We start from the raw sequence: 24,827 nt of genomic DNA, 5'->3' as shown, positions 1-24,827 counted from the left end.
TGGAAAATCCGCATAACCAACGGAAGACCCCAACTCCTCGGCCCCCTCCTCTGGGACCCCACCCAAACCTGGCGACCCGCCCACAGCCACCGCGCCAACACCCCCAGCGCCAACACCCCCAGCCCAAAACCCCACTGGCGCACCTAACAGCCTGGCGCACCTAACAGACGTGTGCCCCATCGAGCCGGGCGACGTCGATCGGCTACTTCGCGCCGACAGAGACCGTGGGGCTACCGAGGGCTGCGGCTGGCATCTCGGCCGCGAGGCGGTTGGCCTCTTCGATGAGGGTGGCCACGATCTCGGACTCGGGCACGGTCTTGATGACCTCGCCGCGCACGAAGATCTGGCCCCTGCCGTTGCCGCTCGCGACACCGAGGTCGGCCTCACGGGCCTCGCCCGGTCCGTTGACGACGCAGCCCATGACGGCGACGCGCAACGGCACGGTCATACCCGCGAGCCCGTCGGTGACATCATTGGCGAGCTTGTAGACATCCACTTGGGCCCGGCCGCAGCTCGGGCACGAGACGATCTCAAGCTTGCGTTCGCGCAGGTTGAGCGACTGCAGAATCTGCAGGCCCACCTTGATCTCCTCGACCGGCGGGGCGCTCAGTGACACCCGAATGGTGTCACCGATGCCCTCACCGAGCAGAATGCCGAACGCGGTCGCGCTCTTGATAGTGCCCTGAAAGCTCGGTCCGGCCTCGGTCACACCGAGGTGCAACGGCCAGTCACCGCGTTCGGCGAGCAGACGGTAGGCCTTGACCATAATCACCGGGTCGTTGTGCTTGACCGAGATCTTGAAGTCGTGAAAATCGTGCTCTTCGAACAGGCTCGCCTCCCAGACGGCGCTCTCGACGAGCGCTTCGGGGGTGGCCTTGCCATATTTCTGCATGAGGCTCGGCTCGAGCGAACCGGCATTCACGCCGATGCGCAGACTCACGCCAGCGGCCTTCGCCGCAGCGGCGATCTTGCCAACCTGGTCGTCAAACTTACGAATGTTGCCGGGGTTCACACGCACGGCGGCGCAGCCGGCGTCGATCGCCGCGAACACATAGTTCGGCTGGAAGTGGATGTCCGCGATGACCGGAATCTGACTCTTCTTGGCAATGATCGACAGGGCCTCAGCGTCGTCACGCGTGGGCACCGCCACGCGCACGATGTCGCAGCCGGTCGCCGTGAGTTCGGCGATCTGCTGAAGCGTCGCGTTGATGTTTGTCGTCGGAGTAGTCGTCATCGATTGCACGCTCACCTGAGCATCGCCACCGACCAGGACCTTTCCGACCTTGATCTGACGGGATTTACGTCTGGGAGCGAGTACCTCAGGTACTTTAGGCATCCCCAAGTTGATAGCAGCCACACACCTAGCTTACGCGCCGAGCTGGGGCCGCAGCTGCGCGGCCCCGCCCATGCCTCACAGCGCTCCTGAACTACAGCGTGATCTGGTCGGGCGAGATCGGCTGCGTCGCCGACTGCTCGACTGCACGGTCGAATTGGGCGAGGAGGGCCTCCAGGAATGCGGCCGGGTGCTCCAGGTGCGGCGAGTGTCCACAGTCGACCAGTTCAAGCTCGGTCGTATCGCCGCCGCCCTGCTCGTAGGCGGCCAGCACGGCCCGAGTCTGCTGGATCATCGGCTGCGGCGGTGCCGCGTCGAGCCCGGGCCAGCCCGGAATCACGCCGAGCTGCCCGAGGAAGTTCAGGTCGAACAACGACGTGTCAGACACGATCACATCGTCGCTGCCATGCACCCACAGAATGGGTGGCTTGTCAGCGAGGTCGACGATGGCACTGGTGTTGAAGTAACGCGGCACCATTGTGTTGAGCACGCCGTTCGTGCCCGGGGCGAAACCGGGCCAGTTTGCCGAAGCGGATGCATCGCCCGGGTAGCTTCCGGGGCCGGTCGCGGTGGTGAGCATCGATTCAACCCACACGTCGTCGAACTCTGAACTGAACGGCGGCTTGACGTAGGCGGTCTGGTAAACGGTGCGCGGACAGGTCTGCGCGTCGGCCGTGCGGTCGCCCGAGGCGAGCCGGGCAATGAAGTCCGGGTTGGCGCCACCGGCGCCGGCCCCGGCATCGTCGGGGGTGAGCCGCACACCCTCGGCTCCGCGGGTGCCACCGAAACCGTACGGCGAGACCGGTGCCACGAGGGTCACGGTTGAAACCTGTGCCGGGTGGTCGAGCAGAAACTGCATCAGCACTCCCCCGCCCATGCTCCAGCCAACGAAATGTGCCCGGTCAATACCGAGCTCGGTCAGCACCGATGCGACATCGTCGGCGAAGTCACCGAGGCCGCGTCTGGCATCGACCGGCAGCGTCTCGCTCGTTCCGAAGCCGCGCAGGTCGATCGCCAGGGCGCGTATGGTGCGCGGCAGGGCCAGCATCAGCGGCTGCCAGAACAACGACGACGACACGTTGCCGTGAATGAACACGACCGTGTCGGACGGGTTGGTGGCCGGTCGTTCGAGCACGCCGGCCTGGAGCCGAGCGGTGCTGATTGTGTGCTGGGTGATTCCGTCGAAAACGGTGTTCATCATGAGCGAAGTCCTCTCTGACTTCTCGGGATTTATCGTTGGTCGAGCTGGTCGTTGTTCGTTGGTCGAGCTGGTCGTTGTTCGTTGGTCGAGCTGGTCAGTGATGACGGATGCGACGTGCCCGGCTCCACGGTCGCTCATCACGATCGTGTAGTGGTTGACGCCGTCGACCTCGTGCCGGCGGAGGGCTGGCATCCGCTCGATTGCGGCATCGACAGCGGCCCGGTCGTAGAGGGCGGTCGACTCGTTCAGCAGACCCCGCGGTGCACGCAGAAAATCCATCGGCAGACACAGTTCCGCCAGGGCCTCCGCATACCCGTCAGACCCGTTCAGCTGCGTGACGTTCTCGGCGACGGCCTCCAGCCGGGCGGAGGGGTGCAGATTCGGCGCCGTGCCGTCGAGGTCGTAGTTCGCGAACGTGCCGACACGCTCAGACCAGTCCGTCGCAAAAGCCGGGTGCGCCCGCCAGAACTCGGCATAGGCATCGCGGCTCGCAAACGTTCGGGACAGACGCTCGGCGGCCGGGCCGAGCATGAGAAGCGGGTCAATGCCGTCTTCACGCAGAATCGGCAGGCCCCCGTCGACGAGCACGAGGGACTGAACCCGATCGGGGTGCAGGTGGGCGAGCCACACGGCGACGAACGCGCCCATCGAATGCCCGACCACGATGGCCCGATCAATCTCAAGAAAGTCCAGCACTGCCGCCAGGTCATCGGCATGCTGGCGCAGACCGTACGGCCCCGGCAGGTGGTTGCTGCGGGCGCGCCCGCGCAGATCGGGCGCGATCACCCGGGTGCCGGGCAGCTGCTCGGCCAGCCACGGCCAGGTCAGGTGCGAGGCGGTGATGCCGTGAACGGCCAGTACGGGCGTGCCAATGGTTTCGCCGGCACGCCACTGCCCACCATGCAGGCTGCCGCCCGAGATCGGCGCCTGAAACGCACGGTAGTCGTTAGTGCCGCCTCGGCTGCTGCCGGTCGTAATCCGATAAGTCATTGCCCCGCGTTTCTCATCGTCCCGCCCACCACCACCACAGCGAATGCCGCCGCCTGCACACCCGAGCGACGATGATGCCCCGGCGAGATGAGCCAGCTGAAGTCGCCGGCCTGCCCCGCCACTCGCGGCCCGGCATCTACCCCTCGTGAACGAGGAGCTGGGCTGCTGCCGAACCAGTGAACAGAAACGTGGGCCTGATTTCAGGTATAGGAAATCTCTTTGGTTTTGTCGGTACTGTCAAGGGGTAGCCGCCCCCGATGAAAAAAACACAGCCAGCAGTGACAAGCTGGTTCAGGGCGCGTTCTCGGTGAACGCCGGCTCAAAAAATTGACAAAGGAGTCCCGATGACCGAAATCGACGTCGTAATCTTGGCCGGTTCACGCACCCCGCAGGGTCGCGTGAACGGACAGCTCGCGAGCCTCACCGCCGTTGAGCTCGGGGCGGCAGCTATCGCCGGGGCGCTCGCGCGGGCCCACGTCGCGCCCGAACAGGTCGACTTCGTTCTGATGGGGCAGGTCTTGCAGGCCGGTTGCGGGCAGAACCCGGCCCGGCAGGCCGGCGTGGCCGCAGGCATCCCGTGGAACGTACCGGCAATGACCCTCAACAAGGTCTGCCTCTCGGGTCTCGCCGCGGTCATCGACGCCGCCCGCCTGGTGCGCCTCGGTGAAGCGGATGTCGTTGTCGCCGGTGGGCAGGAGTCCATGTCGCGGGCGCCGCACCTGCTGCCCGGTTCCCGCCAGGGCTGGGCCTACGGCACCGTGTCGGCGCTGGATCACGCCGCGCATGACGGTTTGTCAGATGCCTTCGATGGCCTCTCGATGGGGCTCTCGACCGAGAAGTCGATCGCCTCGCTCGGGCTCAGCCGCCTCGAGCAGGACGAGATCGCGGCCGCGTCCCACCAGCGGGCCGCGGCTGCCGAGGCTGCCGGCGTGTTCGAGGACGAGATCACCCCGCTGAGCGTGCAGCAGCGTCGAGGCGAGCCGCTGCTCATCTCAACCGACGAGGGCGTGCGCCCCGACAGTACCTCGGCGACGCTGGGCAAGCTGCGGCCGGCGTTCGACCCCGCCGGCGCGATCACGGCCGGCAACGCTGCCCCGCTCAGCGACGGCGCAAGCGCCGTCGTGGTCACCAGCCGCGCCTGGGCCGAGAAGCACGGGCTCAGCTGGCTCGCCGTGATCGAAGCCTCCGGCCAGGTCGCCGGGCCAGACAATTCCCTGCACTCGCAGCCGTCGAATGCCATCGCTCACGCCCTCGCACGTCAGGGCTGGTCGGCCAGTGACCTCGACCTGATCGAGATCAACGAGGCCTTTGCGGCAGTCGTCGCACAGTCGTCGAAGGATCTCGGCGTGACCAGTGACGTGGTCAACATCCACGGTGGCGGCATCGCCATCGGTCACCCGATCGGCTCTAGCGGCGGTCGCGTTGCGCTGCACGCAGCGCTCGAACTCGCGCGCCGCGGCAGCGGAAAAGCCGCGGTCGCCCTGTGTGGCGGGGGCGGCCAGGGCGAAGCACTGCTGCTCTCGCGCTAGGGATCGACGTCGAATGACCGGGCCCGTTGGGCATAGGTCAGTGATCACAGCAACGGCGCACCCGACGCGTAAGAGAACCAGGCGATCTGGTCGTAGAAGTGCCGGCTCATATCGTTGTCAAACACGGTCGGCGGCGAACCAATCCCGTTTCTGCGAATCGGCTGGTGTCGCCTGCCATCTGGGCGTGAGGTAACGACAGGCCCGCAGATTCTAGGTCTTGATCAACAGATTTGACGCGGTATTCGGTGGAACAACCTCGTCGAGAGCTGCGCGCAGACCGCCCAGACGCTGATCAACCTCGACGGGGACGTCGACTCGATCGGGTGATGGTGCGGGGCTGGCATGGAACACGTTCCTTCGAACTCGAGCTGTTCACTCGAGCCGTTTCGCCCAAGCTATTTCCGGGAGCACGCTTTTCCCGGCGCGCCGCGCCATCAATCCGTCCGGAAGATCCGCACGCCACAGGTACTCCCCGCGGCTCAGCTGGACGGCGCCTGCGGGCCCGGGCGGTTGGGGCGGAGTGCGTCGAGGCGAGCGCGATATTCGATCTCGCCGATGTCGCCCTGGGCGAATCGCTCGGCAAGGATCTTTTCGGCGCTGCCGACGGCCTCCGCTCCCCCGGGCCAGCCGGGATGGCCGTCACCGCTGCGTATTCCGCGACGCCAGCGGCGGCCGAAGGGGGCATCGTCCTCAGCCGGTGCTGACCAGCCCGGCCTCATCGGCGACGATCACGAGTTGTACCCGGTCGCGGGCCGCGAGTTTGCTCATGATGCGCGACACGTGCGTCTTGGCGGTGAGCGGGCTGAGAAACAGCCGTGCACCGATCTCGGCGTTGGTCAGGCCACGGCCGACCAGGGCGAGCACCTCGCGTTCGCGATCAGTCAGGCTCGACAGCAGCGAGGCATCCGCTGCCACGCGCAGGCCAACAGCCATGCGTTCGAGAAGCCGCCGGGTCACGCCGGGCGAGAGCAGTCCATCGCCCGCGGCAACGACCCGCACCGCTCGAATCAGCTCGGTCGGTTCGGTGTCTTTCACGAGAAACCCGCTCGCCCCGGCCCGAATGGCCGGGGCGACATACTCGTCAAGCTCGAACGTCGTCACGATCACAATGTGGGTTGCGGCGTTCAGTGGGTCACCGGCGATCTGCTCGGTCGCCCACAAGCCGTCACCGTTCGGCATGCGGATGTCCATCAGCACGACGTCGGGGCGATGCCGGGTGACCTGGTCGACCGCTTCACGGCCGGTGCCGGCCTGGCCGACGACCGCAATGTCGGCCTCCGACTCAAGCAACGCGGCAAACCCCGCCCGAATCAGCTGCTGGTCGTCGGCGATCACCACCCGAATCATCGGGAACTCCAAAACGGAATGCGGGCCTCGATGCGCACGCCGCCGGCGCCACCGCGAGTGACCCACAGGCTGCCGCCGTTGAGTTCGGCGCGCTCGCGCATGCCGAGCAGTCCGCCGCCCGGCACGATCGGGCCATCCGGCGCCCGGCCGTCATCGGTCACCGTGATCAAATAGCTGCCCTGCTCAGGGCCGAGATAAACGGATGCCTTGCTCGCGTTCGCATGCCGCAGCACGTTGGTCAGTGCCTCCTGGCAGATTCGGTACAGGGCAAGCTGGGTCGCGGCGGGAGCCGCCTGGGGCGCATCGAGGGCGTCAACAAAATCGACCGTGAGGTGCTGCGCACGGAACGAATCTATCAGCGCGGGCAGCCCGGCCAGGTCGGGCTCCGGCGAGAGCGGCGCCTGGCCCTCATCGGCACCGGTCCGAAGAATCCCGAGCACCGTGCGCACCTCGTCGAGGGCATTCTTACTCGTGCTCTTGATGCTCGCAAGCGCCTCGGCCGCCTTCTCGGGCTGGCTATCGATCAGGTGCAGCCCGACCCCGGCCTGCACGTTGATCTGCGACAGGCTGTGCGCGAGCACGTCGTGCAATTCCCGGGCGATGCGCACCCGCTCGCGCTGCTCAGCGGACTGCCTTCGGGCATCCACTGTTCGACGCACCTCGGCAAAACGCTCGGTTCGAGAGCGGAGGCCCTCCCCGGCGCCCATGATCACCGCGAGCGCGAGCGTGGTGAACGCCACCCGCATCGGGTGCAGGCTGGGGCTGACGAGGCTCGCGGTGAGAATCGTCACGACCCAGACCGAGCCGACCGAGCTGTAGACCCAGACCCGGGCGCCGCGCACGATTCCGAGCACAATCGCGAAGACAAGTGCGATGGAGGGCACGCCGATGTCGGGCCGCACGAGCACGAGCGCGCCGGCCGCAGCGGCAATGACCAGGGTGACCGGGCCGGGAAACCGGCGGGCGACAACGAGGGCGAGGGGACCGATCAGGGCGAGTGCAACGGCGAGAAACCAGCCAGCCAGGGCCAGGCCGGGGCGGTCACCGAAGAACTCAAACGGCCTGTGGTGGCCGTCGAAGCCGCCCAGCATGTCGCCACCGGTGTCGCCAGAGCCGAAACCGGGGCCGCGCCGCCCTGGCCAGGCGAGAATCGCGACGGCAGGTACCTGCACGAGGAACGAGATGACGACGGGCAGCCAGAGCCGGGCCCGCCGCGGAATGCCGGAGCCGGCCCGACCACCAGCATCCGGTCTGGGCCGGTCGGGGTCGTACCACGCTGCATCGGAATCCCAGTGTGGTGGCATGACTCGATGCTACTTGCGAAACATACCGCCGACATCCGCCCCCAGCTGGGGTCGGGCAGGCGGAGTACGCCGGTGGGAGTAGTGGGGTTGGGCCGGGCGTGCACCAAGGACAGGCAAGGGCGCACGGCGGAGAATACGCGTACTCGGCCCCGCGGCGGCCCCCACGAGCGAAAATCTTCGAGCCAACGACGTCGGCATGAACACAACTCATAGAATTTCGTTACGCGAGCCGCCCTGCCCGGGCCCGCACAATGAATCCCGGCATATTGGCCGCTTTTGCCGGGGAACTACCCGAAGAAATTGATCGGCTTGACAATGTCAGCGTAGATGAGCAACAGACTCATACCGCCGAGCAAAATCACGACCGCGAAGGTCAACGGCATGAGCTTGGCCATGTCGACCGGCCCCGGGTCTGGCCGTTTCAACAGCTTCGCGAAGAATCGACGGATGCCTTCCCACAGCGCCCCGGCAACGTGACCGCCGTCGAGTGGCAGTAGGGGTACGAGGTTGAACACGAACAGGGCAATATTGAGCGAGCCGAGAATGCCGAGCATGCTCGCGACCTTGGTCGCGACCGGGATCGTGTCGATGCTCGCGATTTCGCCGGCGACGCGACCGACACCGACCACGCTGATCGGACCGTTCAGGTCGCGCTCCCCCGGCCCGAACGCCGCATTGGCCACGGCCACGAGCCGGTCGGGCAGGTTGAGGATCATGTGCACGACGTTGACTATGTTGTCGCCGACCAGGGGCAACACGGCGGTCGCCGGCTGCGGCACGAGTTCGCCCGCCGCTCCAATACCGACGAAACCAACCTCCTCGGTGACCAAAGCGCCGGAGGCATCCGTTTTGATCTTGTTGGCGTCGGTGTACGCGTTACGTTGGGTGAGTTTGGGGGTGAGGGTGAGATTCACGTTCGCCCCGGCACGTTCCACGACCACCGCGAGGGTCTGCCCGGGCGACGTTCGGATGATGTCGGTCGACTGCTTCCAGCTCGTGATGGCTGTTCCGCCGATGCTGACCAGTCGATCGCCGGGCTGCAGTCCCGCGGCAGCACCGGGCGAGGCTTCATCGGTGGCGGCGCAGGCCTGTCGGTCGCTCGATGCGGGCAGCACGCACTCGCTCACGCTGCCGACAGTCGTGCTGATCTGCGCCGTGCCGAACCCCATGAGCAAAATGGCGAACATCACGATCGCGATGAGCAGGTTCATGGTCGGCCCGCCGAGCATGATGACCACGCGCTTGTAGACGGGCAATTGGTAGAACGCGCGGTGGTCTTCGCCCTCGCCGATCGTCTCCGCACTGGCCCGGCGGGCGTCGTCGACCATGGTCGACAGGGCGCTCGTTTTCTTCTCCGGCGCACCCTCCTGCACCATCTGATCGAAGAAACCGGTGGTGGTGCTGCGGGGAGCTCCGCCCTTCTTGGAGGGTGGAAACATACCGATCATGGCAATGTAGCCGCCCAGAGGAAGGGCCTTGACGCCGTACTCCGTCTCGCCCTTCGTGCGCGACCAGATCGTGGGCCCGAAGCCGATCATGTACTGGGTTACCTTGACGCCGAACAGTTTTGCGGGCACGAGGTGGCCGATTTCGTGCAGGCCGATCGACACGGCCAGCCCCACGACCATAATCGCGACGCCCAGAATGAACAGCAGTACGGTTTCCACAGTCGTAGAGTAACCGCATCAAGCTGCAAAGCGGCTGGCCGTGCGGGCCGATCCCCCCGATTAGGAAGCGCATGTGGTTTGCTAGAGAGCGGACGCACCTGGAGGTGCCCTTGACTTACGAACCTGTTCCCACGCAGCAGCTGCCCGCGCTATCGCCACAGCCACTCGGCCCGGTCGGCAGCCTGTTAGCCGACCGTTTTCTGGTCGAGAGCCTGATCGGCACCGGGGGGATGGCATCCGTTTACCGCGCGACGGACACCGCGCTCGGCCGCACCGTGGCCGTCAAACTGTTTCGCGCCGACGGTGGCGCCTCCGAGCCCGAACGTCAGAGCGGTGAGATCGCCCTGCTCGCGAGCCTGAACCATTTCGCGCTGGTCACCCTGTTCGACGCCGGTACCACCAGTGATGCTGGCGCCCCGCGCACGTTCATCGTGATGGAACTCGTCGACGGCCCCGACTTGCGTACGCGCATCGCAGAAGGCCCGCTGCTGCCAAGCCTTGATGTGGCCGAGATGGGCGCCGATCTTGCCGAGGCGCTGCACTACGTGCACGAGCAGGGCATCATTCACCGTGACGTCAAGCCGGCCAACGTTCTGCTCGCGCCCTCCGGCTTTCCGGGCCGCAGCGTGCACGCCAAGCTCGCCGATTTCGGCATTGCCCGGTTGCTCGATGAGACCCGGCTCACGGCGACCGGGTCTCTTCTCGGCACGGCGAGCTATCTCAGCCCGGAACAGGCCCTCGGTGGTGCCATCGGTGCGCCAACGGATGTCTATTCGCTCGGCCTCGTTCTGCTCGAGTGCCTTACCGGGCTGCGCGCGTACCCGGGAACAGCCGTGGAATCGGCGATGGCTCGGCTGCAGCGACAGCCCGAGATCCCGAGCGAGCTCGACCGGGACTGGGCTGCGATACTGCGCTCGATGACCGCCCGCGACGCCGCCGACCGGCCGACCGCCGCCGAGGCAGCTCTGCAGCTGCGCGCGCTGGCCACCGGCAACCCGGAGACCGACGCACCCACCCTGCTGTTGCCGACGAGTGCCCTCAGCGACGCCGCACCGACTGAAATTCTGACGAAGGAACCGGCACCGCAGCCCAAGCCAGCAACGGCGGCTATCTCCTGGAAGCAGACCGGGACCAAGCCCGTACCGGCAGCACGCAACCGCGCGGCCATCTTCTGGATCGTAGCGGCCGCCCTCGTTGTCACGGCGATCGTTCTCGGTGCGCTGCTCCTGCGCGGCGGCGACGAGCCGGCAGTGGTTCCGCCGAACTATCCGGCGGTCGACGGCACCCTCGGAACGCATCTCGAACAGCTACAGAAAAGCGTGAACCCGTGAATCGACGTATGCGCAATCGCCTGACCGTGACCGTCTCCGGACTACTCCTGCTGCTGCCGCTGGCCGGCTGCGCTGCCGAGCCGGTCGACCTGCACGCTTCCACGGCCAAGAATCTGCAGGCCGCGATGCTCGACATCACCGAGGCGGCCGCGGCCGGCGACTTCGGCGACGCCCAGTCGCTCCTGACCCACATGCAGGCCAACCTGCGCACCGCGGCCGCAGCTGGCCAGGTGAGCGCCGAACGGTCGGCGTCGATCCAGTCCGCCATCAACCTGGTCAGTGCCGATCTGACGGTGGAGATCGACGCAGCCGCGGTGGCCGCCGCAGCCGCTGCTCAGGAGGTCGCCGACGCGGCGGCCCTCGCCAAGGAACAGAACGCCGAGGACCGCGCCGATGATGCCAAAGACGCGGCCGAAGAGGCCGCCCAGAAGGCGCGCGATGCCCGCGAGGAGTGCCGCAAGGACAAGGACAGAGTCGGCGAATGCAACTAGGGTGCGTCAGCCTGCGCGTATGAGCCGATCGGCGGCGGCCCGAGCCCAGCGCTCGGCCTCAGCGAGCGACTCCCGGGTGAGCGCACCGTCGTGTTCGTGGGATTCGACCACGTGCAACACCGTGTCGACGATGTCCAGAAAGCCGATGCTCCCGGCGTGGAAAGCCGCAACGGCCTGCTCGTTGGCTGCGTTGAACACCGCCGGATAGGTGCCGCCCCTGCGGCCGACCTTCTTGGCCAGTTCGACCGCGGGAAAGGCCGCGTCGTCGAGCGGTTCGAAGGTCCAGCTGTGCGGCACGGTCCAGTCGATCGGGGTGCCGACCGCGGCAACCCGATTCGGCCAGTCCAACCCGAGCGAGATCGGCAGCCGCATGTCGGGCGGGCTGGCCTGCGCGATGGTCGACCCGTCGACGAATTCAACCATCGAGTGCACCACGGATTGCGGGTGCACGACGGCGTCGATACGGTCGTATTCCACGTCGAACAGCAGGTGTGCCTCAATGATCTCCAGGCCCTTGTTCACGAGGGTGGCAGAGTTGGTGGTCACCACGAGTCCCATGTTCCAGGTCGGGTGGGCGAGGGCCTGAGCGGGGGTCACCCGGGCGAGCTGCTCCCGGGTGAAACCGCGAAACGGCCCACCGGATGCCGTCAGCACGAGTCGACGCACCTCATGCTGGGTTCCCGCGAGCAAGGCCTGGGCGATGGCGGAGTGTTCGGAGTCGACGGGCACAATCTGCCCGGGCGCAGCGAGCGATTTGACCAGGTCGCCACCGACAATGAGCGACTCCTTATTGGCCAGGGCCAGGGTACGTCCGGCTTTCAGCGCAGCGAGCGTCGGTCCAAGGCCGACCGACCCGGTGATGCCGTTGAGCACGACGTCGGCGTCGACGTCCCGCACGAGCTGCTCGGCAGCATCCGCTCCCAAGGCGGTGTACTCGACCTGAAAGTCAAGCGCCTGCGCATCGAGAAGTTCGCGGTTGCTGCCGGCCGCCAGACCGACCACCTCGAACCGTTCGGGGTTTGCACGGATGACGTCGAGGGCCTGGGTTCCGATCGAGCCCGTAGACCCGAGGATGATTACTCTCTGCACCTCTCCATGCTACGTGCACGCCACGAGTGGCGTAGTGTCAACGAGTGACCGGTGCCAGAGCAGAACCCGACGACAATGATGCAACCGTCACCAGAGACAGCGATTCCGCAGCCGTCTTTGCCGACGGCGCTGCCGACGCCTCCTCCGCAGACCTACCCGACGATCGGGAGCGCGTGAAGCGGCCCGGTTTCGTCTACTTTCTCGGCTACGGCATCATGGCGCCCGTCGCCCGCATTGTGTTTCGCCCACGCATCCTCGGCCGCGAGAATATCCCGGCCACCGGCCGCGTCATTCTGGCGAGCAATCACCTTTCCTTCATCGACAGCATCGTCATTCCGCTCGTCGCCACCCGGCGGGTGCAGTTTCTGGCCAAGTCGACCTACTTCACCGGGACCGGCTTCACCGGCTGGGTCTCGCGCACCTTCTTCACCGCGATCGGCGCGATCGGCGTGGAACGCGGCGCCGGGCAGGCCGCGCAGGCGGCCCTCGATGAGGGCCGCGCAGTGCTCGACGCCGAGGGTGCCTTCGCGATCTACCCGGAGGGTACCCGCTCACTGGACGGCCGCCTCTACAAGGGCCGAACCGGTGTCGCCTGGCTCGCCCTCACCACGGGTGCCGTGGTCGTTCCGGTCGGACTTATCGGCACGCAGGAAATTCAGCCGGTGGGCACCAAGGTGCCCCGCATTCGCAAGGTCACCGTGAGCTTCGGCGAACCGCTCGACCTCAGCCACCACGGCCAGGCAACGTCGGGCAAGGCCCGCCGCCAGGCAACGGATGAGATCATGGCGGCCATTCACGGCCTGTCCGGCCAGGAATTAGCCCATGCCTACAACGAATCCCCGCCGGTCGGCACCCTTAATCGCCTCGCCCATCGGGTCTTTCCGCGCGAACGCCTGTAGCGACAAGGATCTGCTACGGTCGGCGGGCCCAGCCAACAGTCATAGGCTGGATCAATGACTGCAACGTATTCGGTGCCCCAGCAACGCAAGCTCGTGACGGCTCTTCCCGGCCCCAAGTCGGTTGAGCTGCAGGCCAGGCGGGAGAAGACGGTGGCCCGCGGCGCCGGAACCCTCGCCAACATCTATATGGACCGCGGCGCGGGAGCCATCCTGGTCGACGTTGACGGCAACCAGATCATTGACCTCGGCTGCGGCATTGGGGTGACCACGATCGGTCACGCGCATCCGGAGGTCGCGGCGGCAGCATCCGCTCAGGCAGCGAAGCTGACCCACACCCTGTTCACCGTCACTCCCTACGAGAACTACGTTGCCGTTGCCGAGAAACTGGCCGAGATCACCCCCGGCGACTTTGAAAAGCACTCGGTTCTCGTCAACACCGGCGCGGAAGCGGTGGAGAACGCGGTGAAAATCGCCCGCAAGTTCACCGGGCGCCGGGCAATCGTGGCCCTCGACCATGCCTTTCACGGCCGTACCAACCTGACCATGACGATGACGTACCGGCCTTGGCCGGAACGCGCCGGAATGGGCCCGTTCCCCGGCGAAATCTACAGCGTGCCGACGAGCTACCCGTTCCGCGATGGTTTGAGCGGTCTCGAAGCGGCCGAGAAGACCATCGACTACATCAACACCCACATCGGGGCGACCGAGATCGCGGCGTTCTTCGTCGAGCCGATTCAGGGCGACGGCGGCATCGTCATCCCCGCACCCGGCTACTTCACGCGCATTCGAGAATTCTGCACGGAGAACGGCATCCTCTTCGTTGCCGATGAGGTTCAGGCCGGCATCGCCCGCACCGGTGTCTGGTGCTCGATCGAGCACCACGACGTCGTGCCCGACCTCGTCACCACGGCCAAGGGTATTGCCGGCGGCTTTCCGCTCGCCGCCGTCACCGGCCGCGCCGATATCATGGATTCGGTGCAGCCCGGCGGCATCGGCGGCACCTTCGGTGGCAACCCGGTCTCGACCGCAGCCGCCCTCGCGGTGTTCAACCTGATCGAGCGCGACAACCTGCTCGGCGAAGCGCAGCGGGTCGAGGCTGCACTGTGGGCACGCATCGGCGACTGGGCCGAGAAGTTCTCCATCGTCGGCGAGGTGCGCGGCAAGGGTGCGATGTTCGGCGTCGAACTCGTGCACCCCGGCACCAAGAAGCCCTACCCGGAGGCGCTCACCGCCGTCATCAAGCACGCGACCACGAACGGTGTCATCGCGCTGGATGCCGGCAGCTGGGATTCCGTGCTGCGCATCATGCCGTCCCTCGTGATCTCCGACGAACTCATCGACGACGCCGCGACAGTGCTCGAAGAGGCCCTCACCGCCCTCGTCGCAGCCTACCCCGCGTAGTCACCCCGCCACGATCCCGTCGGTGATGTCGACCGACTGGGTCGGCAGGGCAATGGCCGACGGACTGATGACGACCAGCGCACCGGCGGACTCGCGCATCATTGTCCCGCCGCCGGCGCGGTGGATGCTGTCGGCCCGGGTGCCGGCTCCCCCGCCTCGGGCACCTCGACGAGCGGCTGCACCTGGGCGAACGGAAACGGCGCTGGTACGGCATCCGCTTGGTAGACCTGTCCAAGAGAATCGAAGGTGTAGTCGATGTCCGTTGACGACACCCGGCGCAGCGGGAACACGTTCCAGCCGCTGCCGCCCGGCACCATTTGGCTCGGCACGACCATGTCCTGCTCGCCGGCCGCATCAAACTGGGGCAGATAGTGCGTGTCGGCCGGGTCGTTGACCACGTTGAGCGCACGCCCGTTCTGGTCGAACAGCTGCACGTCGGTGAGCGGCTGACCGTCGGCGTCATAGGCGAATACGTTGGTCACCTCCTGGCCGTTCTGCATGAGTCCCGGTGCGATGTACGGGTTGTGGTCCTCGACCGCGCTGTTCTGCGCGCTGGCTTGATGCGCCGTGACAATCAGCACCAACGGCAGCGCGAAGACCGTGCACACACTGGCCACGGTGCGAAATCCGGAAAGCCAGCGCCAGGGCAGCCACCGGCCGCGACCCCATTGCACGCTCAGAATCACGAAGGCCACGAGCACGAGCCAGCGCACCGGATCGGATGGCACTGTGCTGATCGCGCCTCCCAAAAAAATCTCCGCGACCGCATAGACGACCCAGCCGCGCACGACCCACCACAACGGGCGCAACACGACCAGAAAGTCGAGCAGTTGGCTGCCGGCCGCACTCGAGCGGATGCGCCGGGTGGCACCGGCTCGCATCGCACCGGTCCGGGTGCGCAGCCGTCGCAGCCGCGACACCCGAACTGTGGGCGCCACTCCCCGCACGGGAAGCCCGGCGGCAGTGCGTAACTCGTCGGCGTAGACGACAGGATCGCCCAGCTCGCAGTCGGACGCAGCGGCGTCGGCAGCATAGAAATCGGCGGCCTGCTCCGTCAGGTCGGCCTCGAGGCCGTCGGTGAGGTCGTCGACATCGTCGATCGGTAGATCGTTCAGGGCTGCTCGCACGGCCAAAGCGAAGTCACGAATGGACCGGGTGGTGGTGGCGGTGTCGCTCATGAGTTGTCGCCGATCGTGCGTAGGTGAACGGTGGGTAGCGGCTTCTCGAGCAGCAGAGTGAGGGTGTCGGCGAAGTGGGTCCAGTTCGCGCGCTGTTCGGCGAGCATGGCTCGGCCGTGCGGGTTCATTCCGTAGTACTTGCGGTGCGGTCCGCCGTCCGAGGGGACGACGTAGCTCGACAGCGCCCCGGCGCTGTACAACCGACGCAGGGTGCCGTAGACCGAGGCATCCCCGACCTGATCGAGCCCGGCGGCGCGCAAGCGGCGCACAATGTCATAGCCGTAGCCGTCGTCGTCGACGATCACGGCCAGGACGGCCATATCGAGCACCCCCTTGAGTAACTGGGTGGTATCCATCGCATCCCCTTCGATCGGTCTGGGCGTCCACGTGCGCCTTCAACGGATCCCACACTACTATGTAAACCGCACTACCACGTCAAGCGTAACGGGGTCAGTCCTCGCCGAGCCGTGAGTTGGGGAGCGTTACGCCGTTAGATGGTGGTGACCGGTTCGTGTCCGACCGGAAAGTTCATCGACGCTCCGATGAAACACTCACGAGCTGCCTCGGCGTGCAGTGACTGCGCGAGCTCCACCTGGTTCGGGTCGGAGATGGTGACCCGGGGGTGCATGGTAACCGAGACGAAGCGGCCACCGCCGCCCGAATGTTGTTTCATGACGCCAGCCGCGGCATCCGCATAGGCCGTGACGACGATGCCATGGCGCACGGCGACGTGCAGGTAGGACAGCATGTGGCACTGACTGAGGGCGGCCAGCAGCAGCTCCTCGGGATTCCACCGTTCGGCGTTGCCGTGAAAAGTCGGGTCGGCCGAGGCTTGGATGACTGCTTTCTCAGCTGCACCCCTCCCGGTCGGCGTGATCGTGTGCTCCCGGCCGTACTCGCGATAGTTGCTCGTTCCGGTTCCGCGATTGCCGGTCCATTCGATCTGCACCGCGTAATTGTGTTCGCCGATCATGGCTCCCCCTTGAATCTGTGGTGTCCTCAAGATTCTCGCACCCCAACCCACGCGCCACGATGGATCGACACAGTTAGGAATGGATCGACACAGTAAGGAATGGATCGACACAGTAAGGATAGGTACAGTTGAAGCACCATGACTGACACCCTCACAAACTCCGCCGCCGTTGCCATCGCTACCTACCCGGTAGCCCAAGAACGAAAGATCGTGACCGCTATTCCCGGTCCGATCTCGGCCGCGTTGCATCAGCGACGCCGGGCGGTCGTCTCCGACGGCGTCAGCTCAATGCTCCCGGTATACATCGCCAAGGCCAACGGCGCAATCGTCGTCGATGTTGACGGCAACCAGTTCATTGACCTCGGCGCCGGAATCGGCGTGACCACCATCGGCCACACCGAGACCAGCGTCGTCGCCGCTGCCGTCGAACAGTCTCAGGATTTTATCCACACCCTCTTCACCGTCACGCCGTACGAAGAGTATGTGCGCGTCGCCGAGCTACTCGCCGAGCACACGCCTGGTAATTTCCCGAAGAAGAGCGTGCTCATCAACTCCGGCGCCGAAGCCGTCGAAAACGGCGTGAAGATCGCCCGCAAGTACACCGGCCGCCGCGCCGTCGCGGTGCTCGACCACGCGTACCACGGTCGCACCGTGCTGACCATGGCAATGAACTACAAGGCCATGCCCTATGCCACCGGGTTCGGCCCCCTCGCCAGCGACGTCTACCACGCCCCCAGCTCCTACCCGTATCACGACGGTTTGAACGGAGCGGATGCTGCCGCCCGCACGATCGCCTACCTCGAGAAGGTCATCGGCGCGAGCGACCTGGCCTGCCTCGTTGTCGAGCCCATCCAGGGCGAGGGCGGCTTCATGGTTCCGGCCGACGGTTACCTGCCACTGCTGCAGGAATGGTGCACCGCAAACGGTGTCGTCATGATCGCCGATGAGATTCAGAGCGGCATGGCCCGCTCCGGCAAGTACTACGCGAGTGAGCACTTCGGCTGGATCCCCGACCTCGTGCTCAGTGCCAAGGGTATCGCCGGCGGCTTCCCGCTCGCCGCCGTCACCGGCCGCGCCCAGATTATGGATGCCTCGCAGCCCGGCGGCCTCGGCGGCACCTTCGGTGGCAACCCGGTCTCCTGCGCCGCAGCGATCGCCGTCTTCGACGCGATCGAGGCCAACAACCTGCTCGGGGAGGCCCAGCGCATCGAGAAGTCCCTCACCGCGGGCCTGACGGCGTTGAAGAACAAGTACGACATCATCGGCGAGATTCGCGGTCGCGGCGCCATGATGGCCATCGAGCTCGTACAGCCCGGCACCGGCGACACCACGAAGGCACCCAACGCCGCCGCGGTGAGCGCCATCTCCACCTACGCCGGCCAGCACGGCGTTCTGCTGCTCACCGCTGGCACCTACGGCAACGTGCTGCGCTTTCTGCCGAGCCTCGCGCTGTCCGATACGCTCATCGTCGATGCCCTCTCGGTGATCGACGACGCCATGGCCGCACTCTAATCTCGTGACGGAAACCTTTACGGTCGACGATTCCGTTGAACTCGCCGTCGTCGAGCGCAGCGGCTTCGTCGAGTCCCGACACGCCGGATCGGCGATCGTGCTCGGCACCAACGGTGAGGTGTTGCGGGCGCTCGGCGACGTGACCAGCCCGGTCTTTCCGCGCTCGGCGCTGAAACCCTTCCAGGCCGTCGCGGTCATGGCGAGCGGGGTTGCCCTGCGGGGAGCGGATGCTGCCATCGCCACCGCAAGTCACAGCGGCACCGCCGCACATATCGACCTCGTGCGCGGGCTGCTCACCCGGGCCGGAGTGCCCGAGACGGCGCTCGCCTGCCCGGCGGCCTGGCCGATCGACTCCGCTGCCCGCGATGCCCTTGTGCGCCTCGGCGCCGGCCAGGCTCCCGTTTACATGGAGTGCTCGGGTAAGCATTCAGCGATGCTCGTGGCGTGCCAGCAGAACGCGTGGCCGCTGGAGGGCTATCTGGAGCCGGCGCATCCGTTGCAAAAACGCATTCTCGACGTGCTCGAACGTTTCACCGGCGAACGACCTCTGACCTCGGGCGTCGACGGTTGCGGTGCGCCCGTGCACGCGATCTCACTCACCGGACTGGCCCGTGGAATCGCGCGCATCGCCACGAGCAAGTCCAACTCACCGTTTGCGATCTACCGCGAGGCCGGGTTTTTGGCCGAAGCGGTGCGCGCCAATGGCTGGGTCGTGGCCGGCCCCGGCCACTCCGACAGCATCGTGATCGACCGGCTCGGGCTGTTCGTGAAGGGAGGCGCCGAGGGCATCATGGTCGCTGCCGCTGAGAACGGTACGACCGTGGCGCTGAAGATTCTCGACGGCAATCTGCGCGCCGCTGCGGCGGTCGCGCTGAGCCTGCTCGCCGACGCCGGTGCGCTCCAGCGCACGGATGTAGCCGAGCTTCTCCCCGAGCTCGGCCTCACCGTCACCGGCGGCGGCCTGCCCGTCGGGGAGATTCGCGCCAGCTACGTCTAGCTCAGCTCATCTTGGCCAGCCGCCGTGCCCTCGCCGCCCCCGACACCTGCACCGTCACGACCACAACCAGCGCGAGAATGAACACGGCCGAGGCGAGCACGTTGGCCTCGGCCGGAATGCCGCGCGCCGCCGAGATGTAGATGTACTTGGGGAACGTCGTCACCGCTCCGGAGTTGAAGTTCGTGATGATGAAGTCGTCAAACGACAGCGCGAACGACAACAGCGCGGCCGCCAGAATGCCCGGCAGCAGCAGCGGAAACGTTATGCGCGCGAACACCTGCCAGGCGGAACCGTACAGGTCACGGCCGGCCTCTTCCAGCGCCGGGTCGAGACTCGCAACACGCGCCTTGACCGTGACCACGACGAAGCTGATGCAGAACATGGTGTGCGCGAGAATAATCGTCAGCATGTCTTTCGGCACACCGAGCGACAGAAACTGGGCCGCCAGGCCGGCGCCGAGAACGACCTCCGGGGTGGCCATCGGCAAGAACAGGAACAGGCTGGTCTGCGACCGAAACTTGAACCGGTAACGCACAATGGCGATCGCGATCATGGTGCCGAGGGTGGTCGCCACGACGGTGGCAATGGCCCCGATGATCAGGCTGTTGCCAAAGGCCTGACAGACGGCGCCGTTTTGCACGTTGCAGACGTTGAGCCACTTGTCGAAGGTGAAACCGCGCCACGTGATGTTCGATTTGAGCGAGTCGTTGAACGAGTAGATGAAGGTGTAGCCGATGGGAATCATCAGAAACAAAAGCGCCAGAGAGCTGTACACGGGTAGCAGCCACTTGCCGAGGGAGAGTTTCACAGCAGCTCCTCCGTTCCGGATCGTTTGACGTAAATACTGACGATCACGAGAATCACGGTCATCAGAATGATCGACAGGGCCGCCGCCGAGGGATAGTTCTGCAGCACGAGAAAGTTCGCCTCGATCACGTTTCCCATCATCTGAGTGCCGGTGCCACCAAGAAAGTCCCGGCCGGCGTTGATATAGTCCCCGGCCGCTGGAATGAAGGTGAGCAGGGTACCCGCCACGATGCCGGGCATCGACAGCGGAATGGTGACCTTCTGGAACACCTGGAACGGGCTCGCATAGAGGTCGCTGCCCGCTTCGAGGTAGCGCACGTCGAGCCGTTCCAGCGTCGTGTAGAGGGGCAGGGTCATGAACGGTATGAAGTTGTAGGTCAGGCCGAAGATCACCGAGAAAGCGGTACCGGTCACGTGGGCTTCCGGCCCCAGCAGCGACAGCGCCTTCAGCGACTGCACGACGAAGGACTCGTCCGCGAACAGCTGCTTCCACGCCAGGGTTCGCAGCAGAAAGCTGATGAAGAACGGCGCGATTACGAGCACGAGCATGAGGCTCTGCAGCAGCGGCCATTTGCGGGCCTTCACTCCGATGAAATACGCCAGCGGGTAACTGATCAGCAACGCAAAGAACGTCGCCGCCAGCGCATAGCTGAACGAACGCACGATGTGCGGCCAGTAGGTCGTGACGACCTCGACATAGTTCTGCCAGCGGAAGGCGTAGTCGTACTGGCCGATATCGCCGAACTCCCGCGGCGCCTGGAACGACGTCAGCAGCAGCGACACCAAGGGGGTGAGAAAGAACAGCACCAGATAGAGGATGCCCGGCAGCAGCAAGAACAAGGCCACGGGGCTTCGACGCCGAGCGACCGGATCGGTCGACGGCGCGGTCGTCGACGAGAATGCGGCGAAGGCCATCGCTAGGCCTCCTCAAGCTCCGTGATCAGCGATGAGCGTCGCTGTTGGGCGATGGTTCTGGTGTCAAGGTCTGCCTCGAACCGGGGGGCTTGTGCCGGATCGTCGTCGAGGCCGAAGCCGTGATCTACGTTCCAGCTGAGCCAGACCTCGGCGCCGACCTGCGCGGCCGGGCCGAAAGCCACGTTCTGGGCGAACACGACCAGGGTGCCGACTCCGTGCACGGCTACGAGGTACTGCGTGCTGACCCCGCTGAACGACACGTCGATGACCTTGCCCGGGCCCATCACGTTGCGGCTGGAATCATGGGTGGGCGCGTCGGCGTGCAGGGTGAGTTTCTCGGGTCGCACACCGATGGTGACCTCGCCCGACACCCGATGCGCACGCTTGAGTGGCACAACGATCTGCTGCCCGAACACGTCGACCGCGATGGCGGAACTGGTGGTGGAGACGACCGGGCCGGTGAACAGGTTGGACTGGCCGAGAAAGTTGGCGACGAACGCGGTTTTGGGCAGTTCGTAGAGCTGCTGTGGTTCGCCCATTTGTTCGATGCGGCCCTTGTTCATGACCGCGATGGTGTCGGCCATGGTCATGGCTTCCTCCTGGTCGTGGGTCACGTGCAGAAAGGTGAGGCCGACCTCTTCCTGGATGGTCTTCAACTCGAGCTGCATTTGACGTCGCAGCTTGAGGTCGAGGGCCCCGAGGGGCTCGTCGAGCAGGAGCAGTGCCGGCCGGTTGACAATGGCACGGGCCAGGGCGACGCGCTGTTGCTGGCCGCCGGAGAGCTGCTGTGGCTTGCGGTGCGCGAGATGATCGAGCTCAACCAGGAGCAGCGCCTCGTGCGCTTTGGCCACCGGGTCGCCGATCTTGCGGCGGCGCAGCCCGAATGCGACGTTCTCCAACACGGTCATGTGCGGAAAGAGGGCGTAGCTCTGGAATACGGTATTGACCGGACGCTGGAAGGATTTCTGATCGGTCACATCCTCACCCCCGATGAGGATGCGGCCGCTGGTTGGTTCTTCGAGGCCGGCGACCAACCGCAGGGTGGTCGTCTTGCCGCAGCCCGAGGGTCCGAGTAGTGCGAAGAATGACCCCGCCGGAATGGTGAGGTGGAGGTTTTCGATGGCGGTGAACCCGGGGAAACGTTTCTCGATGCCGACCAGCTCCAGGTCGGCGCCACGATCGGCGAACGCACCAACGGCCATCAGGCTGCACCCAGCAGAATCGCCTGGAACTGGGCGTTGAAGGTCTGTTCCTCGGTGCCGTCGAGACCTCGGAAGACGTGGGCCTTGGCGAGGGTCGCGTCGTCGGGAAAGATCAGCGGATCTTCGGCCAGCGTCGGGTCGATGGCCATCATGGCTTCCTTGGCGCCGACGACCGGGGTGATGTAGTTGACGTAGGCGGCGACCTCGGCGGCGACGGCCGGGTCGTAGTAATAGTTGATGAGTTCTTCGACGTTTTTCTTGCCGGGTGAGCCGATCGGAACCACGAAATTGTCGTTCCAGAGCGTGCCGCCCTTTTCGGGAACGACGAAGCCCCATTTGTCGCCGTTTTCGGCGTTGAGCTGCACGATGTCACCGGACCAGACGATCGCGGCCAGGGTGTCTTCGTTGGCGAGGTCCTCCTTGTAGGAGTTGCCCTTGATGTTGCGGATCTGTCCGTCGGACACCTGCTTCTTGAACTCGTCGATGGCGGCGGTGAACTCCTTTTCGCCCCATTTACCGGAGATGTCGACGCCCTGGTCGAGCATGATCAGTCCCATGGTGTCGCGCATTTCGGAGAGCACGCCGACGCGCCCCTTCAGCTCAGGTACCCAGAGGTCTTCGACCGAGGTGAGGCCCTGCGGATACTTCTCCTTGTTCCAGGCCAGGCCGGCGAAACCGCCCTGCCACGGCACGCTCATGGCGCGCCCCGGATCGAAGTCGACGTCCTGCAACGAAGGGAGCAGGTTGGCGAGGTTCGGGATGTTGGCGTGGTCGAGTTTTTGGGTGTACCCGAACCGGATCATGCGGCTGACCATCCAGTCGGTCAGGCACACGGCGTCGGCGCCGATGTCCTGGCCGAGGGCAAGCTGGTCTTTCACCTTGCCGTAGTAGGAATTGTTGTCATCGACGGCCTCGGTGTACTTGACCGAGAGACCGGTCTGCGCCTTGAACGCGTCGACGGTGGGGTAGTTGCCGGCGTCGTCGACGTCAATGTACAGGGCCCAGTTGTCCCAACGGATGGTTTTGTCGTTGGCCGAGGTGTCGGCGGCGGCGGTGGGTTTGGCTGCGGTTCCGGAGGAGCACGCAGCGAGCGCGAGCGCTGTCGCCCCGGCACCGGCGCCGGCCAGCAGAGTTCGGCGGCCCATCTGTGCGTTTTGCGCCTGGCGAATGAGTTGGCGGATCATCGGATCGGCGGGCAGCGGCTTGGACTTCATCATGGTTCTCCTAGCATTCTGGGCACGCAAACGGTCAGGGCTCGCGGCGTTGCGAGTTGGTCGATAATTGCACATATCGACGGTGGAAACACCTGAAAGAGTTCAAATCATTGATCTTGCAACCGATTTGTCACGAAATCAGCACAAACTCGCAACATTCGCACTCGGAATCGTCGGTTCGTCGAGACTAAGGTGGTGCGCAGGAGCGGCGCTGAACGCTTCGGCAGAGGAGCGAAATGAGAATCGCAATTCCCACCGAGATAAAGAACAATGAGTTTCGGGTGGCGATCACGCCGGCTGGAGTGCATGATCTCGTCCTCTACGGTCACGACGTTCTCGTGCAGGCCGGTGCCGGCGTGGGTTCCTCGATCAGTGATGAGCAGTATTCCGCTGCCGGTGCGACGATTCTGCCGAACGCCGCGAGCATCTGGGCGGCCGCCGAGCTGCTGCTCAAAGTCAAGGAACCCGTCGCGAGCGAGTACGGCTATTTTCGCGCCGACCTCGTGCTGTTCACCTATCTGCATCTCGCCGCCGAACCCGAGTTGACCCGTGCCCTGCTCGCGGGCGGTGTCACCGCGATCGCCTATGAAACCGTGCAGTTGCCCTCCCGGGCCTTGCCGTTGCTGGCACCGATGAGTGAGGTCGCCGGCCGCCTCGCGCCGATCGTCGGGGCCAATGCCATGCTCAAGCCGAACGGCGGCCCTGGCCTGTTGGTGCCCGGCGTTCCCGGTACCCATCCGGCGAAGATCGTCGTGCTCGGTGGCGGTGTCGCCGGCACCGCCGCGATGCAGGTGTCCCTCGGCCTCGGTGCCGAGGTGACCGTGCTCGATACCAACCTGTTTCGGCTGCGCGAGATCGACACCCTGCACTTCGGCCGCGTCAAGACCATCGCCTCGAACAGCTTCGAGATCGACAAGGCCGTATCGGAGGCCGATATGGTCATTGGCTCGGTGCTTATTCCGGGCGCCAAGGCACCCAAGCTGGTCAGTAACGAGCTCGTGTCGCGCATGAAGCCGGGCAGCGTGCTCGTGGACATCGCCGTCGACCAGGGCGGTTGCTTTGCCGATAGCCATGCGACCACGCACGCCGACCCCACGTACACCGTGCACCGGTCGTTGTTCTACTGCGTGGCGAACATGCCCGGGGCTGTGCCACACACGTCGACCTATGCCCTGACAAATGCGACGCTGCCCTATGTGCGGGCTCTTGCCACGCTCGGCTGGGTGAACGCGCTGCGCGCTGACACCGCGCTGTCCCAGGGGCTCAATACCTTCGAGGGGCGACTGACCAGCGCTCCCGTCGCACTCGCCCACGAGATGACGCACCAGCCCGTGGCGGAGGTTCTGGTCTAGCGTCACCGGTTCAGGGCCGTCACCGGTTCAGGGCCGTCACCGGTTCAGGGCCGTCACCGGTTCAGGGCCGTCACCGGTTCAGGGCCGTCACCGGT

General features: G+C 65.6%; 21 protein-coding genes and 1 pseudogene. 8 read left to right on the top strand and 14 right to left on the bottom strand.

Features of this window, described 5'->3' with window-relative positions; genetic code table 11:
- Positions 1–202 precede the first annotated feature (202 nt).
- The 3 genes and pseudogenes from ispG to IWX77_RS17535 form a co-directional block, all read right to left on the bottom strand.
- The gene (ispG, locus tag IWX77_RS16065; protein ID WP_196845557.1) at positions 203–1,357 is read right to left on the bottom strand and encodes a flavodoxin-dependent (E)-4-hydroxy-3-methylbut-2-enyl-diphosphate synthase; all 1,155 of its coding nucleotides are present in this window, start codon (positions 1,355–1,357) and stop codon (positions 203–205) included.
- 70 nt (positions 1,358–1,427) lie between these two features.
- Positions 1,428–2,534: an alpha/beta fold hydrolase gene (locus IWX77_RS17540; protein ID WP_442784472.1), complete on the bottom strand. Its 1,107-nt coding sequence runs from the start codon at positions 2,532–2,534 to the stop codon at positions 1,428–1,430.
- A 153-nt stretch (positions 2,535–2,687) separates the two neighbouring features.
- Positions 2,688–3,524, bottom strand: a pseudogene (locus IWX77_RS17535) (alpha/beta fold hydrolase); the annotation flags it as partial.
- Positions 3,525–3,868: 344 nt separating this feature from the next.
- On the opposite strand from IWX77_RS17535, the gene IWX77_RS16050 reads away from it, so the two are divergent.
- Entirely contained in the window at positions 3,869–5,053 is a 1,185-nt protein-coding gene (locus IWX77_RS16050; protein WP_196845556.1) for an acetyl-CoA C-acetyltransferase, read from the top strand.
- A 690-nt stretch (positions 5,054–5,743) separates the two neighbouring features.
- On the opposite strand, the gene IWX77_RS16045 is transcribed toward IWX77_RS16050, so the two are convergent.
- From IWX77_RS16045 to IWX77_RS16035, 3 genes are all read right to left on the bottom strand, one after another.
- Positions 5,744–6,400, bottom strand: a complete 657-nt coding sequence (locus IWX77_RS16045; protein WP_196845555.1) for a response regulator transcription factor — start codon at positions 6,398–6,400, stop codon at positions 5,744–5,746.
- Positions 6,397–7,704, bottom strand: a complete 1,308-nt coding sequence (locus tag IWX77_RS16040; protein ID WP_196845554.1) for a sensor histidine kinase — start codon at positions 7,702–7,704, stop codon at positions 6,397–6,399. Before IWX77_RS16040 ends, IWX77_RS16045 begins: the two co-directional genes overlap by 4 nt.
- A gap of 287 nt (positions 7,705–7,991) precedes the next feature.
- A complete protein-coding gene (locus IWX77_RS16035; protein WP_196845553.1) occupies positions 7,992–9,371 on the bottom strand; it encodes a M50 family metallopeptidase in 1,380 nt (459 codons plus the stop codon).
- 110 nt (positions 9,372–9,481) lie between these two features.
- Between IWX77_RS16035 and IWX77_RS16030 the strand changes: the two genes are divergently transcribed.
- Both IWX77_RS16030 and IWX77_RS16025 read left to right on the top strand, forming a co-directional pair.
- Complete coding sequence (locus tag IWX77_RS16030) at positions 9,482–10,702, top strand: serine/threonine-protein kinase (protein ID WP_297414058.1); 1,221 nt, start codon at positions 9,482–9,484, stop codon at positions 10,700–10,702.
- A gap of 8 nt (positions 10,703–10,710) precedes the next feature.
- The gene (locus tag IWX77_RS16025; protein WP_196845551.1) at positions 10,711–11,193 is read left to right on the top strand and encodes a hypothetical protein; all 483 of its coding nucleotides are present in this window, start codon (positions 10,711–10,713) and stop codon (positions 11,191–11,193) included.
- Between the two features lie 6 nt (positions 11,194–11,199).
- Here IWX77_RS16025 and dxr read toward each other — a convergent pair whose 3' ends face one another.
- A complete protein-coding gene (dxr, locus tag IWX77_RS16020; protein ID WP_196845550.1) occupies positions 11,200–12,282 on the bottom strand; it encodes a 1-deoxy-D-xylulose-5-phosphate reductoisomerase in 1,083 nt (360 codons plus the stop codon).
- Between the two features lie 215 nt (positions 12,283–12,497).
- On the opposite strand from dxr, the gene IWX77_RS16015 reads away from it, so the two are divergent.
- Together IWX77_RS16015 and IWX77_RS16010 are read left to right on the top strand one after the other, a co-directional pair.
- Complete coding sequence (locus IWX77_RS16015) at positions 12,498–13,181, top strand: lysophospholipid acyltransferase family protein (protein WP_196845560.1); 684 nt, start codon at positions 12,498–12,500, stop codon at positions 13,179–13,181.
- 54 nt (positions 13,182–13,235) lie between these two features.
- The gene (locus tag IWX77_RS16010; protein WP_196845549.1) at positions 13,236–14,582 is read left to right on the top strand and encodes an aminotransferase class III-fold pyridoxal phosphate-dependent enzyme; all 1,347 of its coding nucleotides are present in this window, start codon (positions 13,236–13,238) and stop codon (positions 14,580–14,582) included.
- A 98-nt stretch (positions 14,583–14,680) separates the two neighbouring features.
- Here the strand turns inward: IWX77_RS16010 and IWX77_RS16005 are convergent, their stop codons facing one another.
- From IWX77_RS16005 to IWX77_RS15995, 3 genes are all read right to left on the bottom strand, one after another.
- Positions 14,681–15,760, bottom strand: coding sequence for a hypothetical protein (locus tag IWX77_RS16005; protein WP_196845548.1), 1,080 nt, complete (start codon positions 15,758–15,760; stop codon positions 14,681–14,683).
- Entirely contained in the window at positions 15,757–16,116 is a 360-nt protein-coding gene (locus IWX77_RS16000; RefSeq protein WP_196845547.1) for a PadR family transcriptional regulator, read from the bottom strand. Before IWX77_RS16000 ends, IWX77_RS16005 begins: the two co-directional genes overlap by 4 nt.
- A 134-nt stretch (positions 16,117–16,250) precedes the next feature.
- Positions 16,251–16,733, bottom strand: coding sequence for an OsmC family protein (locus IWX77_RS15995; protein ID WP_196845546.1), 483 nt, complete (start codon positions 16,731–16,733; stop codon positions 16,251–16,253).
- A 138-nt stretch (positions 16,734–16,871) separates the two neighbouring features.
- On the opposite strand from IWX77_RS15995, the gene gabT reads away from it, so the two are divergent.
- The gene (gabT, locus tag IWX77_RS15990; protein WP_196845545.1) at positions 16,872–18,245 is read left to right on the top strand and encodes a 4-aminobutyrate--2-oxoglutarate transaminase; all 1,374 of its coding nucleotides are present in this window, start codon (positions 16,872–16,874) and stop codon (positions 18,243–18,245) included.
- A 4-nt stretch (positions 18,246–18,249) separates the two neighbouring features.
- Positions 18,250–19,242: an asparaginase gene (locus IWX77_RS15985; RefSeq protein WP_196845544.1), complete on the top strand. Its 993-nt coding sequence runs from the start codon at positions 18,250–18,252 to the stop codon at positions 19,240–19,242.
- Between the two features lies 1 nt (position 19,243).
- On the opposite strand, the gene IWX77_RS15980 is transcribed toward IWX77_RS15985, so the two are convergent.
- Genes IWX77_RS15980 through IWX77_RS15965 form a run of 4 tightly spaced genes read right to left on the bottom strand, consistent with a single transcriptional unit; the run spans position 19,244 to position 23,380 of the window.
- Positions 19,244–20,050, bottom strand: coding sequence for an ABC transporter permease (locus tag IWX77_RS15980; RefSeq protein ID WP_297414051.1), 807 nt, complete (start codon positions 20,048–20,050; stop codon positions 19,244–19,246).
- The gene (locus tag IWX77_RS15975; protein WP_196845543.1) at positions 20,047–20,964 is read right to left on the bottom strand and encodes an ABC transporter permease; all 918 of its coding nucleotides are present in this window, start codon (positions 20,962–20,964) and stop codon (positions 20,047–20,049) included. Before IWX77_RS15975 ends, IWX77_RS15980 begins: the two co-directional genes overlap by 4 nt.
- 2 nt (positions 20,965–20,966) lie before the next feature.
- Complete coding sequence (locus tag IWX77_RS15970) at positions 20,967–22,166, bottom strand: ABC transporter ATP-binding protein (protein ID WP_196845542.1); 1,200 nt, start codon at positions 22,164–22,166, stop codon at positions 20,967–20,969.
- Positions 22,166–23,380, bottom strand: coding sequence for an ABC transporter substrate-binding protein (locus IWX77_RS15965; RefSeq protein WP_196845558.1), 1,215 nt, complete (start codon positions 23,378–23,380; stop codon positions 22,166–22,168). Before IWX77_RS15965 ends, IWX77_RS15970 begins: the two co-directional genes overlap by 1 nt.
- 236 nt (positions 23,381–23,616) lie before the next feature.
- Here IWX77_RS15965 and ald point away from each other — a divergent pair, with 236 nt between their 5' ends.
- Complete coding sequence (gene ald / locus IWX77_RS15960; protein WP_196845541.1) at positions 23,617–24,732, top strand: alanine dehydrogenase; 1,116 nt, start codon at positions 23,617–23,619, stop codon at positions 24,730–24,732.
- Positions 24,733–24,827: the final 95 nt, after the last annotated feature.

Origin of the sequence: Cryobacterium sp. CAN_C2 (assembly GCF_015751745.1) — a bacterium.
In the GTDB taxonomy this organism is placed as follows: Bacteria; Actinomycetota; Actinomycetes; order Actinomycetales; family Microbacteriaceae; genus Cryobacterium.
This window is presented reverse-complemented; position numbering and strand designations above follow the sequence as displayed.